The organism is Streptococcus handemini, assembly GCF_040984445.1.
Lineage (GTDB): Bacteria > Bacillota > Bacilli > Lactobacillales > Streptococcaceae > Streptococcus > Streptococcus handemini.
On sequence record NZ_JBFRYH010000057.1, the window covers coordinates 1 to 14,739 of the forward strand.

General features: G+C 42.5%; 14 protein-coding genes. 8 read left to right on the plus strand and 6 right to left on the minus strand.

What is annotated here, in order from left to right:
• Positions 1-149 precede the first annotated feature (149 nt).
• The 6 genes from cydC to ABPH35_RS08535 form a co-directional block, all read right to left on the minus strand.
• Positions 150-1,907: a thiol reductant ABC exporter subunit CydC gene (gene cydC / locus ABPH35_RS08510; RefSeq protein ID WP_349989307.1), complete on the minus strand. Its 1,758-nt coding sequence runs from the start codon at positions 1,905-1,907 to the stop codon at positions 150-152.
• Positions 1,900-3,618, minus strand: coding sequence for a thiol reductant ABC exporter subunit CydD (gene cydD, locus ABPH35_RS08515; RefSeq protein WP_349989306.1), 1,719 nt, complete (start codon positions 3,616-3,618; stop codon positions 1,900-1,902). Before cydD ends, cydC begins: the two co-directional genes overlap by 8 nt.
• Positions 3,608-4,636, minus strand: coding sequence for a cytochrome d ubiquinol oxidase subunit II (cydB, locus tag ABPH35_RS08520; protein ID WP_368849729.1), 1,029 nt, complete (start codon positions 4,634-4,636; stop codon positions 3,608-3,610). Before cydB ends, cydD begins: the two co-directional genes overlap by 11 nt.
• Positions 4,637-4,638: 2 nt before the next feature.
• On the minus strand, positions 4,639-6,060 hold the full coding sequence (locus ABPH35_RS08525; protein WP_368849730.1) for a cytochrome ubiquinol oxidase subunit I: 1,422 nt from the start codon (positions 6,058-6,060) through the stop codon (positions 4,639-4,641).
• 73 nt (positions 6,061-6,133) lie between these two features.
• On the minus strand, positions 6,134-7,342 hold the full coding sequence (locus tag ABPH35_RS08530; protein ID WP_368849731.1) for an FAD-dependent oxidoreductase: 1,209 nt from the start codon (positions 7,340-7,342) through the stop codon (positions 6,134-6,136).
• 17 nt (positions 7,343-7,359) lie between these two features.
• Positions 7,360-8,262 carry a prenyltransferase gene (locus ABPH35_RS08535; RefSeq protein WP_368849732.1) on the minus strand — a complete coding sequence of 301 codons (903 nt, stop codon included), beginning with the start codon at positions 8,260-8,262 and terminating at the stop codon, positions 7,360-7,362.
• Between the two features lie 234 nt (positions 8,263-8,496).
• On the opposite strand from ABPH35_RS08535, the gene ABPH35_RS08540 reads away from it, so the two are divergent.
• The 8 genes from ABPH35_RS08540 to ABPH35_RS08575 all read left to right on the plus strand — a co-directional run.
• Complete coding sequence (locus tag ABPH35_RS08540) at positions 8,497-9,261, plus strand: DUF6287 domain-containing protein (protein ID WP_368849733.1); 765 nt, start codon at positions 8,497-8,499, stop codon at positions 9,259-9,261.
• Positions 9,262-9,335: 74 nt separating this feature from the next.
• Positions 9,336-10,592: a DUF2130 domain-containing protein gene (locus tag ABPH35_RS08545; RefSeq protein WP_368849734.1), complete on the plus strand. Its 1,257-nt coding sequence runs from the start codon at positions 9,336-9,338 to the stop codon at positions 10,590-10,592.
• An 87-nt stretch (positions 10,593-10,679) separates the two neighbouring features.
• Positions 10,680-10,886: a GNAT family N-acetyltransferase gene (locus tag ABPH35_RS08550; protein ID WP_349989296.1), complete on the plus strand. Its 207-nt coding sequence runs from the start codon at positions 10,680-10,682 to the stop codon at positions 10,884-10,886.
• Complete coding sequence (locus ABPH35_RS08555; protein WP_368849735.1) at positions 10,886-11,659, plus strand: nucleotidyltransferase domain-containing protein; 774 nt, start codon at positions 10,886-10,888, stop codon at positions 11,657-11,659. Before ABPH35_RS08550 ends, ABPH35_RS08555 begins: the two co-directional genes overlap by 1 nt.
• 47 nt (positions 11,660-11,706) lie before the next feature.
• Positions 11,707-12,588, plus strand: coding sequence for a tRNA pseudouridine(55) synthase TruB (gene truB, locus ABPH35_RS08560; RefSeq protein ID WP_349989294.1), 882 nt, complete (start codon positions 11,707-11,709; stop codon positions 12,586-12,588).
• Between the two features lie 36 nt (positions 12,589-12,624).
• A complete protein-coding gene (locus tag ABPH35_RS08565) occupies positions 12,625-13,548 on the plus strand; it encodes a bifunctional riboflavin kinase/FAD synthetase (protein ID WP_349989308.1) in 924 nt (307 codons plus the stop codon).
• Complete coding sequence (locus ABPH35_RS08570; RefSeq protein ID WP_349989292.1) at positions 13,541-14,278, plus strand: potassium channel family protein; 738 nt, start codon at positions 13,541-13,543, stop codon at positions 14,276-14,278. The genes ABPH35_RS08565 and ABPH35_RS08570 overlap by 8 nt, the downstream gene beginning before the upstream one ends.
• Before the next feature lie 109 nt (positions 14,279-14,387).
• Positions 14,388-14,739, plus strand: a 352-nt coding sequence (locus ABPH35_RS08575) for a transposase family protein (RefSeq protein ID WP_368849736.1), incomplete at its 3' end; no start/stop codon positions are given.

A 14,739-nucleotide genomic window follows, 5' to 3' on the forward strand; every position in this document is an offset into this window, starting at 1 on the left:
TTATATTCTGGTTGTTCTTTATGAAGCATAGCTCTTATCCTCCTCATATGAGATACTTTCATTATACTCCTATTTATAAAGAAAAGCCCTTAGAAAATGAATTCTATGGACTTTGTCTTCAATCTGAGAGATTAGTTTTCTAATCTCTTTTAGCTTCGCTCGATTTCTCCATCATCAACTGCTTTAAGATGACGGAAGCGTGAACTGGTTTTGGCGAGAGTGGCTGGAGAGCCTTCCATTTCGAGTTTACCATTTTCGAGGAAGATAACACGGTCAGCATATTCAATGCCTTTTAAATGGTGGGTAATCCAGATTACAGTCTTACCTTTTAGCTCCTCCATAAAGGTTGTCAGGAGTTGCTTTTCGGTGATGGGATCAAGCCCCACAGTCGGTTCATCTAGAATAACGACAGGAGTTTCTTTTAGAAGAATACGAGCAAGGGCAATTCGGTGCCGTTCTCCCCCTGAAAAACGCAAACCAGCTTCGTCAACCATGGTGTCCAGTCCTTGTGGCAAGGCTGCGACCATTTCCTTTAGGCCAACACGCTCAAGAACATGCCAAACTTGCTCTAGACTAGCCTTTTCATTTCCAAGACGGATATTATTGAGCAAGCTAGTCCGAAAGAGATAGGGGGCTTGCTGAATGACCCCGATGTAAGCTGGGATATCTTCTCCAATAGAAGCTACAGGCACATTGCCCAAAGAAATTTCTCCTAAACTAGGCTGTAAATCCCCTCTCAACAAGGTAGCAAGGGTACTTTTTCCAGAACCGCTCCGACCTAGGATGGCTAGCTTTTGTCCATGAGGAATAGTCAAGGACAGTTGGTCAAGGACTAGCTTCTCATCACCAGAATAATGAAAACTGATGTCTTTTATCTCAATGGTATAAGGAGCTTGTGGTTGCTGATTTGAGGTCGGTTTAGGTCGTAAGCTAGGAAGATCATTGAGTCGTTCAATCGAATCTGCATAACTATTGGTTTCTTGACTAGCAGCAGATAAGCCTGCAAAGGCATCGATAATGGGAAGAAGCGATAGGACAAAAGCTGCTACCCAGTTGGCTTCTCCGCCATGATTACCAATAAAATGACTTCCCGCCCACAAGAAAGTAGCAAGAATCAATCCACCATAAGCTACTTCAAATAGAAGTGCTCGCTTATTTTGGAAGGATCTCATCTTGGCTTGTACAGCCATCAGTTGGTCTTGCGAATGTTCGTGGAGTGCCACATATTCTTGTCCCCGTTGGCTGAAAATCCAGTCTGAAATTCCGAGGACATTGTCAGTTAATTCTGTATACAGGCCATTTTTCAAGGCTTTTTCTTGTCTCTGCCTTGCTCCATTGACGAGAACAGATACTAGAGGAAAGAGAAAAATTAGAATAGCTAGGTAAAGTAGCATGAAGAGTGCAAACCACCAAGAAAAGAAGCCAAGCCCAATCACGATAAATACGTAGAGAATAAAAGTGATGACTATTGGGAAAATGGTTCGTAAGTAAAGATTTTGTAGGTGATTGATGTCTTCTGCTAAGAGTCCAATAACATCTCCTAAACGAAAATCACGCTTGATGAAAATTGCATCTTGTTCCAAAATCTGATAGAGCTTGAGCCGGAGTTTTGAGGTCATTTTGAGAACCCAGTTGTGACTCGTCAAACGTTCTAAATAGCGAAAGACTGGTCTAGCAATCCCAAAGGTTCTAGTCAGAACAATCGGAATGTAAACGAGGAGGATATTGGTTGGTAGAGAGGCAGATTTACTAATCAGAAAGCCAGAGATGAACATCAGAGCGCCTGCACTAAAGAAGGTCAGAAAACCAAGAAACAAGGCAGCCACTAAGGCTAGTTTGTATTGTTTGAAAAATGGTTTGACCCAGTGGTCATCTTTCATGACACGAAATAAAGGAATATTAGTCATGACTTCCTCCCATTGCAGTTTTTAGGTGATAGAGTTTGCCTTTTTGAGCTAGGAGTTCTTCGTAGTTTCCCATTTCCACGATTTGGCCTTGATCCACTACCCAAATAGTGTCCATTTGGTGGAGCCAGTGAAGGCGGTGAGTAGCGAGTAAGACCAAGCGGTTCTCCATTAAAGGTAACATTTTTTCCTTGAGCTCTAACTCCGTTTCAATGTCAAGATGGGCGGTTGGCTCATCGAGTAGGAGAATGCGGCGCTCTTTATCAAGAAAGGCACGAGCAAGGGCAATCCGCTGTGCTTGACCGCCACTTAGAGGCCTGGCACCATTTCCGATACGAGTGTCAAGACCTTCTGGTAGGCTAGCTATCAGTTCATCCAGTCCGACGACCGAAATTGCTTCTCGCACCTCCTCATCGCTTGCTGAGGGTGTATAGAAGGTGATGTTGTCACGAAGGCTCATTTCAAAGACATAGGGATTTTGTGGGATGTAAAGGAGTTGTTTGCGCCAATCTTCCTGATCAAGATTTTCGATTTGCTGCTGGTCTATCCAAATATGACCCTCGGCAGGTGCTAAGAATCCACTCAAGAGATTGATGAGGCTAGACTTCCCAGAACCACTCATGCCGATAATACCGATTTTTTGATACCCTGTCAGAGCAAGTGATGTTCCTTCAAAGAGTTTTTTATCCTCGTAGGCCATGGAAATCTGATTTAATGCCAAGTGGCTTTCTCTCGTCCATGGTGCAATACTGATTTGTTCTTTACGAATACTTGTGGTATTCAAGATTTCTTGAATACTTTGCATAGCATTTTTTCCGTCCAAGGTAGCATGGTAGTCACTTGAAAAATCACGTACAGGTAAGAAATATTCTGGAGCCAAAATGAGAATGGTTAGTGCTGGAAAAAGCAGCATTTGACCGTTGATCAATCGAAGTCCCAGAAGAACTGCGACTACCGCAATGGATAAGGTGGTAAAGAAATCAAGAGCAAAGGTGGATAAAATACCAATTCGTAAGGCACTCATGGTTGCTTTGCGGAAATTTTCGCTGGTTTGGTAGATATTCTTGGCATAGGGCTTGCTACGACCGAAGAATTTCAAAGTATCAATTCCTCGCAGTGTATCCAAGAAGTGGTTGGACAAGAGTTGGTATTGTTGGTACTGACGATTCGCTCTTGCTTGTGCCGCATATCCCAAGATAATCATAAACAGGATAATAATGGGAAAGACAATGAGGAGAACCAGACCAGATTTCCAATCTAAATAACAGATATAGGCTAGAATAATCCAAGGAATGATGCTCATATTCATCATCTTATTGAGAATCAGGTGCAGGTAATTTTCGACCAAAGAAATGCCGTCTAAGGTCATGGTGATGACATTCCCTGAACCCTCTTTTTGAACGATATGTGGACCTAATTCAAAGAGTTTTTGCAGGAGTTTTTCTCGTAGAAGACGCGCTTGCTGGCTAGAAAAAGCATCCAATCGTTCATCCTTGAGGTAGTTGATGCCATGTCGCCCTAGATAGGAGAGAAAAAAACATAGGATAGGCCAATGTTGATTTTGTAGAGCTTGTCCCTCCCAGACACCTGTAATGGCCTGACTCAGACCTGTTGCTTGTCCGATAATAAAGATTGCCTGAAGGATGTCCAATCCTGCAAGCAATCCTAATAGTTTATGAATACCGGACAAGCGCATCACAGCTTTATCCAGCATGGTGTTCCCCCGTTCCAACGACTGGTAACTTAATCCGTTTTCTAAAGATATAGTAAGTCCAAGCAGTATAGGCTAAGACAAAAGGTACTAAGGTTAAGGCTACCATTGACATAATGCTAAGTGTGTAAGGGGATGACGAAGCAGATTCAATCAGCAAATCGTATTTTGAACTGATTGAGCTAATCATAACACGAGGGAAGAGCCCTTGGAATAATAGAACAACAACGGTCACCAAGGAAAGTCCACTAGCAAGAAAAGCAGTCATTTCAGCCTCTTTTAGAACAGATACATGAGCCACTAGGGTAAGAAGGACAATGGCAACCACTAAGACCAAGGTTGGTACAAGGTGTAGCGCAAAGAAGTCTGTCTTAAAAAAGAGCAGGGTCGCAAAGGCTACTAAACCAAGATAGAGTACCAAGTAGAGTTTTTTGGCATAGTCACGAGCACGAGTACGGACATCACCTTCTGTTTTAAGGCTGATGTAGTTTAAACCATGAAGGTAGGTCAAGAGTACCATAGCGACTCCACCAACAAGTGAAAAGAGGTTGAAGTAGTCACCAAAATGGGCAGACATATTGCCGTTTTCATCGAGGGGCATGCCTTGAATGAGGCTGATAAACATCACCCCAAAGAAGAAAGGAACGATGAAAGAGCCAATCGACAAGGTCCAGTTCCAACGTTGTTTTTGCGTAGCAGGAACTTTGTGGCGAAATTCAAAAGAGACACCACGGATAATCAAGCCAACTAAAATGACCAACAAGATGAGATAGTAGCCACTGAATAAAGAAGCATACCAGTAAGGGAAAGATGCAAACATTGCTCCACCTGCAGTGAGTAACCAAACCTCATTTCCGTCCCAAACAGGGCCAATGGTTTCCACAATCTGATCTTTTTCCAACTCATTTTTAGCAAGTGATTGAACAGCCATACCCACTCCGAAGTCAAACCCTTCGAGGAAGAAGAAGCCAGAAAAGAGTAAGCCAATGAGAAAGAACCATAACAATTGTAAATTGCTCATGATTAGAATGCCTCCTTATTAAATGTATCAACGGAAGAATAGCCACCGATGTGCCATCCATTATGTTCAGGCCCATTCTGTAATTCTCGAATGACCAATTTGATCATGGTTGTCGCAAGACCAGTGAATAAGATAAAGTAAACAATATTGGATACGGTCAAAGAAGCAACAGATACATTTGGTGACACGCTTTGCTCAATGGTAAAGAGACCGTAAACTGTCCAAGGGTAACGACCTTGCTCAGCGATAACCCAACCGAAGGTATTGGCTAAAAATGGGGCAAAGGTTGTGAGAGCAACCAGCCAGAGCATCCATTTCTTTTCATAGAGGATTGGATTTTTCTTGCGAGTCCAAAAGAGTCCTAATGCTGAGACAAGGAGCATCAAGGTTCCAAATCCAGCCATGATACGGAAGCCGTAAAAGAGTAGGTTGACCATTGGGAAGTAGTTACGGTCGCCATATTGGGCAATTAATTCTTCATTGGCAGTATCCATTCCTTTGACGGCACCAGACATCTTATGGTAAGACAAGATGCTGAGCATATAAGGAATTTTGACACCAAAGACTTGTTTGTGTTTAGCTTCATCTGCCCAAGCAAGAACGGTCCAGGCAGCAGGGTCGCCAGAGTCCTCATAGTCCCCTTCCATAGCTGCAAATTTCATCGGTTGATCTTCAATCAGAGCTTGCATCTGCGCATCACCTGCGCCAAGAACAGAGATAGATCCGATGAGAGAGACGATTAAGCCGATACGGATTGATTTTTTATAGAGTGCTTGTGTAGTTTCAGTTAGACTTTCTTTTTTCAAGAGTCGGAAGGCAGACATTCCAGCCACCAAGATACCACCCATGGTAATAGCGCCAGTAATGACATGGCTATATTCGTAGATAAATTGAGGGTTGGTAATCAAGGCACCAAAATCTGTCATCTGAGCACGACCATTGACAATTTCATAGCCAACGGGGTGTTGCATGAAGCTGTTAGCAATCAAAATCCACATAGCAGACATCAAGGAGCCAAATACGACTAACCAGATGAAGGCGGCATGTAGTTTTTTGCTGATTTTTTTGTTGTCCCAAGTGAACATCCAGAGACCTAGGAAGGTGGATTCCATGAAAAAGGCAAAAAGGGCTTCAACCGCAAGAGGTGCTCCAAAGATATCACCAACAAAGCGGGAATAGTCAGACCAGTTCATTCCGAATTGGAATTCTTGGATAATTCCTGTTACCACACCGACTGCGAAACTGAGCAGCATGATGTTGCCCCAGAATTTCGTTAATTTTTTGTATTCTTCCTTGTTGGTCACCACATAGCAGGTTTCCATGATAGCCACCACAAAGGCTGTACCAATGGTAAATGGTACGAAGAAGAAGTGAAAGATAGTGGTCATCGCAAATTGCAGACGAGCCAATGTTTCTATCGTCATAATAACCTCCAATTGAGGAGCTGAAAAACAGCTCATTCCTAAAATTTTTATTTGTATGCGATTCGTTTATTGCTTAATGATAGAGGTCAAAGCGACCATGCGCTAACAGTTCTTTCAATCCTCCCATATCCAGAAGTGATTTGTTCATGATAGCTTTTTTAATAACAGAAGCGGGGTAGCCCTTGACTTTTTTATCAAAAGCAAGTCCGAGTGCGTGGGTATTTCCGATAGAGGCAACTGTTCCTTGTGATTGATAGATAAAATCTTCAAGCGCTTCGCCCTTTAATTGATGTTGTAGATTTTTAGCAACATGTTTCCCCATTTGGGTTGCAATCTGAGCAGTTGTTGGGTAAGGGCGATTGGTTTTTGGATCCATAAAGGCGGATACATCTCCAACGATATAGACATTGTCATGGTCAGGGTCACGCAAATCGCTTGTTACGACAACACGACCACGGCGTTGATTAAAGCCAGATGCTGCCATGACAGGACTGCCACTGACACCTGTTGTCCAGATGATAGTTGAAGCAGCGATAGCTTGTAGCTCTTCTCCCGTTTCGGCTCTTGCATAGAGGACTTGTCCTTCGACAATTTCTTTGATCATGCAGCCTGTCATGAGGCGAATCCCTAAGTGATCAAGCAACTGCAAGGCATAGCCACGCAAATCATCATCAAACATCGGCAAAATACTGGTTGCTGCTTCTACACAGATAATTTCAATCTTATCTGGGCTAACTCCAGCAAGGTCTGCATAGCGTTTGCGTTCATCGACAAATGCACCTGCTAGCTCAATACCTGTAAAACCAGCACCACAGATTAAGAGGCGAAGATGACCTTCATCTTTTGTTTCACGATAGGCAGCCATTTGATGTAGAATATGCTGATGAATAGCTTCTGCAGTTTCAATATCTACCATTTGTAGGGCGTTTTCCATAGCCCCCTTAATACCAAATGTTTCGGAGGTAAAACCGAGTGCAATGACTAGATAATCGTAGGAGAGTAGACCGCTTGTTTGTAATTGAACTGTCTGTGCTTCGCGATCAATGGTCAAAACCTGATCTTGAATAAAGGTCACTCGTTGAGGATCTAGGACCTCCTGAATTGGAAATGAAATCTTTCTACTTGGTTGAGAACCAGCTGCAACCTCATGTAATTCAGTCGCTTCATAGTGATAGGGATTTCGATCGACTAAGGTGATATGAACATCACCAGCTTCTTTTTGTAAGGTACGGACAGCTTTCAAGCCAGCGTAGCCCGCTCCTAATACTAGAATTTCTTTCATAGTATTTCCACTTCCTTCTAAAGTAAACCGATTCCCAGTGCATAGGTGAGAACTTGAACAGTCGATCCCAAGGCTAAAATCTTAATTGCACATGGAAATGTATCTGATTTAACTTGTTTTTTCCATAAGAGCTTGGTTTGCTGCACTATAAAGGGCAGCAAGAGCAAGCTGAGTAAACTCGTTATCGGAGCAATTCCTAAAAAGACTTGACAGACAATAGCGAGTAGCGCCATTCCATTTGCAATCGCAAATAGAGAGAGTCCTCCTTTGATTCCAATATAATGAACCAAGGTATAGCGTTGATTTCGCTCATCTTCTTCCTTATCGCAGAGGTTATTGGCCAACATCAGATTGGCAATCCAGAGGGTATTGGGAAGAGAAATCAGAAAAATCCGCGTAAGTGTCGTGAAGCTCCAATCAAAGTTAGGAGCCGTATTGAGGTAGACACAGATGAGAGGAATCATAAATCCCATAGTAAAGCCTGAGAATACCTCTCCTAAGGGCAGACTCGATAAGGGTTTTGGACCGGATGAATAAAAGATTCCAACAGCGTAGCAAAATCCTCCCATGATAAGTAAGGGCCAACCAACAAACCATGCTAAGATCAATCCAATGAGGAGTGAGATAGTAAAAAGAACCAACATGAGCCATTCTACTGACTGCAAGGATAGGTTTTCCCGCCCAATAATATTGGTCTTTATTTGATAGTCTTGGTCCAAGGCATGCCGATAGTCGTTGTAATTATCCCACACATCGACAAACATGTTGAACAAGAGCATTGCGATAAAGTACCAGCCAACATAGAGGGGCTGTACTTCTCCATAGACATAGTAGCTAAAACAAATCCCAATCAAAAAGGGCAAGATACTTGCTGTTTTTGCCTTAATTTCCACCAACTCCAAAAAAATTGGTAAGGTCATTATCTCCACCTTTCTATAACATCTCTTAACCCCTATTATTATATAGGGAAAGGCTTTAAATTGGAAATAATTAAACCTGAAAAATGGACAAAATACGGAAATTGTTAAAATGAATTTTGGAAGAATTATATGATTTGTCAGAAATATTACTTTTGTTACAAAAATATTACAATTTTGTTGAAAAATTATTTTTTAAATGCGATAATACGAATAGATAAAATAAGGAGATGTAAAATGGTGAAAAGAAAAAAATTAAATCGTGTTAAAGTAAGCGTTGCGGCTGTCGCACTTGTATCTGTCGGAGTTTTGACATTGACATTCTGTCAACCAAAGGGGGCGAAAAACTCAGTGGCTACGGCCTCCTCAACTAGTCTAAGTAGCAAGAAGGTAGCCGTAGCCAATCCCTCATCTAGCAAAGAAAAAGTAAGCAGGAAGGAAGAGTCTAAAAAAGCAGCAGAACAGAATCAGACTTCGACCCCAGCAGCTTCAAATGGGGCAGCTAAAGAGGAAGTACAAACCCAAGTTTCTGGAATAAACGTTGCCGCCCTAGCAAAGGGAGATTTTTCAAGTGTTGCTGGGACTTGGTCAACGTATAGTGGAGTAAAACTTGTATTCAATAAAACCGGTTTTGTAGCTCTTCAAGGAGATGACGGATCAGTGTCAACGGACGTAACCCTGTCTAGTGGTTCGGTGGAAGATAGGCGTTATGGAGCAGGAATCGGAGTACCTTATAAATGGGGCGCAGCTATTAGCTTTATTCCAGCAGGAGTGCCAACTTCAGGGGATAAAATTGTCTATCAACAAGACTGTATCATTATCGCCCAAAGTGTTAATGGTGAGTACGAGCCATTCTATAAAACATCAGATTCAACAGATGTTCCAGAAGAAAGGAAGATTACTTCAACAGCGACACAGGAGGACCAACCAGCTGAGAATCAACCGACTGAGACGGAAGAGAAGGCAGACAGTAGCGAGGTGGAGACAGAATCACACCAATAGTCACAAACATCAGAATTTTCTGGTGTTTTTTGCTATACTAGACATATATCAGGAAAAAGAAACAAGGAGAAGGTATGCAGACACTAACATGCCCGCACTGCGGGGTAGCCTTTCAGGTCAATGAAACAGAGTACAGCCAGCTATTGTCCCAAGTCCGTGGGGCAGAATTTGAAAAAGAATTGCATGAACGCTTGGCGCGTGAGAGCGAATTGCTGACAGAAAAGGCAAAAAATGATTTACAAATGCAACTAGCAAAGCGGGATAAGGAAATCGTTGAATTGGCTGCTAAGTTAGAACAGGCTGAAAGTAAGACAGAACTGGAAATTCGCTCTGCCTTGTCCCAAAAGGAGCAAGAAATTCTTGCCCTGGAAGCTCAGATTGAAAAAGTCCGCTTAGAAAAGGAACATGAATTGCAACTGGCGCTCGCTTCTATGGAAAAAGAACGTGATGCGGTTGAGACCAAGTTGCTCCTGCAGGAACAAAAGCAGGAATTAGCCCTTGCTACGACCAAGCAGGAGTTTGAAGTGCAATTAAAAGCAGCTAATGAACAGGTGGAATTTTACAAGAACTTCAAGGCTCAGCAGTCGACTAAGGCAATCGGTGAGAGTTTGGAATTATATGCAGAAGCAGAGTTTAACAAGGTCCGTCATCTTGCCTTTCCCAATGCCTACTTTGAAAAGGATAATCTGGTCTCTAGCCGTGGTTCAAAAGGCGATTATATTTACCGCGAAGCGGATGAGAATGGAGCAGAAATTCTCTCCATTATGTTTGAAATGAAAAACGAAGCAGATGACACGGTGAAAAAGCATAAGAACGAAGATTTTTTCAAGGAGTTGGACAAGGATCGTCGGGAAAAAGACTGTGAATATGCGGTATTGGTCACCATGCTAGAATCCGATAATGACTACTACAATACAGGGATTGTCGATGTCAGCCACAAATACGAAAAGATGTATGTTGTCCGGCCCCAGTTCTTCATTCAACTGATTGGGATTTTGCGCAATGCTGCCATGAATGCCCTCAAGTATAAGCAGGAGTTGGCCCTTGTCAGGGAGCAGAATATCGATATTACCCATTTTGAAGAGGATTTGGAGACTTTCAAACATGCCTTTGCCAAAAACTACCAGTCTGCTAGTACCAATTTCCAAAAAGCCATTGATGAGATTGATAAGGCTATTAAGCGGATGGAAGCAGTCAAGGCGGCGCTCACGACCAGTGAAAATCAACTGCGTCTGGCAAATAATAAATTAGAAGACGTTTCCGTTAAAAAGCTAACTCGCAAAAACCCAACCATGAAAGCCAAATTTGATGCCCTAAAGGAGGAGCGATGATTCGTAGCTATCAGGGAAAAGATGTTCTAGCTTGCCAGCATTTATTAAGAGAGCTCGGCTATCCCAGTCAGCTTGAGGATATTAGCCTTGGTTGTCGATAGTCAGTATCGCAATCAAGGAATTGCGACAGCCTTACTCGATAAGGTGAAGCATATCGCTCAAGAATCAGGGTATCTAGCCCTAGCCTTAAATAGTGGTCTGGGGGAAGAACGACAGGCTACTCATCGTTTTTATGAACATTATGGCTTTGAGAAAAAGTCAGTTGGGTTTGCTTATCATCTTGAGGAGAAATGATGATGGAAATGGATAGCAGAATCATCCAAGTATTGAATCGTATCAAGCATGAATGGGTTGCTCAAATAGGCTCTAATCTAGTGGGCATATATGTGCATGGCTCGCTTGCCTATGGCTGTTTTTCTTGGGAACAAAGTGATATTGATGTTTTAATGGTCGTCAAGGAATCCTTGCAGCAAGCAGAAAAAGAAAAACTCATTTGTTCCATACTTGAAATAGAGCGATTTGGTCCCAAAAAAGGGCTTGAGATGAGTGTTGTCTCTAAAAAAGACCTCAAACCTCCACGTTTTCCTATGCCCTATCAATTGCATTATTCTATGCAACACCGAAAAGCAGCCGGAGAAAATATCTCCTTGTACTGTGCAAACATGCAGGGAGTGGATATGGATTTGACTGCGCATATCATGGTCATTTGTCAAAAGGGCATTGTCTTATATGGGGAGGCGATTCCGAAAGTTTTTCAGGTTCCTACTCGAAAAGACTATTTAGGCAGTGTCTGGTATGATATTGAAGCTAGTCTAACAATGGTAGCACAAGACCCAGTATCCACTATTTTGAATCTCTGTCGGACACTGGCCTATGTGAGAGAAGAGATGATTTTATCCAAGAAAGAAGGTGGAGAATGGGTACAGGGACACTTGTCTCAACGATACTATCAGATGTTGGAGACTGTTCTTAGCGCCTATCGGACTGGTGTTGCCTTAGTTCCTACTAGCTTGATGGCACAATTTGTAGAGGAATGCTTGGCTGAATTGGCTGGGGATATAGTCTAACGTCTTAAAAGAGTTCCTATTTTCCATTTCTATGCTATAATAGTTCTATGCTTTCAGGAATTATCAATGTAAAAAAAGAAGCGGGGATGACCTCGCATGATGTGGTGTTTAAGCTCCGCAAAATCTTGCAGACCAAAAAAATTGGTCATGGTGGGACCCTTGACCCAGATGTGACAGGGGTCTTGCCCATTGCAGTTGGAAAGGCGACCCGCCTCATCGAATACATGCAAGAAGAAGGAAAAATCTACGAGGGTGAAATCACGCTTGGTTTTTCAACGATGACAGAAGATGCATCTGGTGAAGTGGTGGAGCGCACTCCGATTCCAAGGAGTGTAACGGAGGAAGAAATAGACCAAGCGATGCAAGGGTTTGTTGGAACAATCACGCAAATTCCTCCCATGTATTCGGCAGTTAAGGTCAATGGGCGTAAGCTCTACGAATATGCACGAGCTGGGGAAACAGTGGAGCGGCCTGAGCGTCAGGTGGATATCTATCAGTTTGAGCGAACCAGTTCTCTTGTTTTTGAGAATGCTTGCGCACGCTTTTCTTTTCGTGTGCGTTGTAGTAAAGGAACTTATGTGCGAACCTTGTCGGTGGATTTGGGAGCGCATTTGGGATTTGCTAGCCACATGTCCAAGCTCGTGCGAACAGGTTCTGCTGGCATGGTGATTGCAGATGCGCTGACCATTGAAGAAATTGCTCACCTAGTGGAAATGAATGACTTCACATTTTTGCAACCGATTGAGCAGGGAATTGGTGATGTGCCAAAAGTTTTGCTGAGAGAAGAAGAAGTAACGGATGTAAAACATGGGCGTTTTGTGATACTAGATAGGTCAGAAGATGTCCTTGCTGCTTTCTTTGAAGGGCAATTAGTTGCCATGTTAGAAAAAAGAGAAGATTCCTATAAGCCTAGAAAGGTTTTTATCTAGGTCTTTTGTAGAGCTTTATGATACAATAATACAATGATGAAACGGATAACAATAAACGATTATAAAGACATTCAGCCCCAAGGAGACACCGTATTGGTATTGGGGTATTTTGACGGCATTCATTTAGGACATAAGGCCTTGTTAGATAGGGCGCGAGAAATAGCAAATCAACGTGGCTTGACGGTAACTGTTTTGACATTTCCAGAGTCACCTCGTCTGGCTTTTACCCGCTTTAGTCCTGACTTGCTTCGTCATTTGACAAGCGCAGAGCGTCGCTTTCAATTGTTTGAAAAGTACGGTGTTGATCAACTGTATCTGACAGATTTTACCAGTTCCTTTGCTGCAACGACACCTGAAGCATTTATTGAAAACTATATTAAGGGTTTGCAGGCTAGTGTCGTGGTAGTTGGTTTTGATTATCATTTTGGCAATACCAGGGCAACAGTTGCAGAATTAAAAGAACTATTTGATGGTGAAGTCGAAGTAGTTGAAGAAGTCCAATTAGACGGCAAAAAAGTATCGTCTACTCGGATTCGCAAGGCTGTCCAAGAAGGACGAGTAGTCGAAGCCAATCAATTATTGGGCTATCCTTTTGAAACACGGGGCATCGTTGTCCATGGCGATGCAAGAGGGCGGACGATTGGTTATCCAACTGCGAATCTTGCACCACTTGATGCGGTTCACCTACCGGCAGACGGTGTGTATGTCGCAGATGTTGTCATTGCTGGGCAACGCTATCGTGCTATGGCTAGTGTTGGGAAGAATGTGACCTTTGATGGGACAGAGTTACGCTTGGAAGCTCATATTTTTGGCTTTGAACGTTACATTTATGGTGAAAAAATCACGATTTATTGGTTAGAAAAAATTCGTGAAATGATTAAATTTGATGGCATTGATGCCCTCATGACACAAATGAAGGAAGACGAGCGAACGGCGCTCACTTGGAAGGACCATGATTAAGAAAATCATTAGGGATTCTCGCTATGAAGTTGCGATGATTGTGATGGCAGTACTATACGTGTTGCTGATTATCAGTGAAATGTTGGCCCTTGTTTCTTCTCAAAGCCTATGGTATCATGTGTTTGATACCTTACTTTGGGGTATTTTTGTTTTTGATTACAGCAGTAATCTCTATTATGCAGAAAATAAAGGTGAGTATGTCCGCAAAAATATTCTTGATTTGATTGCTATACTCCCATTTGTTCAAATTGCAGCCTTTTTCAGAATCGGCCGCATTGCCCGTTTTGCAAGATTATTTAGGGTGCTCAAATTTACGCGGCTGATTGCAGTATCCAGTAAGCTATGGGACATTCTGCGTAAATTGATGAATACCAGTGGTTTATATAAAATCTTGGCCCTCAATTTTGTTGCGGTCATGGTGGCAAGTCTCGTTTTATCAATTGTTGAAAAGCAGTCCTTTTTAAATGCACTCTGGTGGTCTATCGTGACTGCCACAACCGTTGGCTATGGGGATATTGTGCCTCAGACAGCTATTACCAAAGCCATTGCAATTCTGCTCATGTTGATTGGAATTTCGACCTTTGGGATGGTCACAGCGATTATTACCCGCTTCTTCGTTGATAGCGAGCGAGATGCTAAAATTGACGAGCTTACCTTGAAAATAGAAGAACAAAATCTCATCTTGCACCGATTAGAAGCGAAAATAGATGCACTATCACAGGATAGATAGGGGTAAAATCTCCACGACAAACGCATGAAGAAAAGATAGTTTTCAGATAACAGTTTCATAAACTAAGTTCGAATCCTTTGCTATACTAGAGATAGTGGAGGATTTTGTTATGAATGAGATACTGGATTTCTTGATAGGTGTCCGTGATGATAGAGAATCCTGGAAAATTAAGCACACATTGTCAGATATTGTCTTGCTTATTTTCTTTGCGCGTCTATCAGGTGCAGAATATTGGGATGAAATTGAGGAGTTTGGGACTGCCTATGAGTCTTCCTTGCGAACCGTGTTGGGGTTAGAAAATGGGATTCCGTCTCACGATACGCTGCAACGAGTCTTTGCGACTCTAGATCCTCAAGTTCTAGTAGAAGTGACACAGATGTGGTCTGCTCTTCTTGAAGAGGCAGAGGTATCAGCTAAACATTTTACTCGTTTTTCGAAACGCCTGATAGCCATTGACGGAA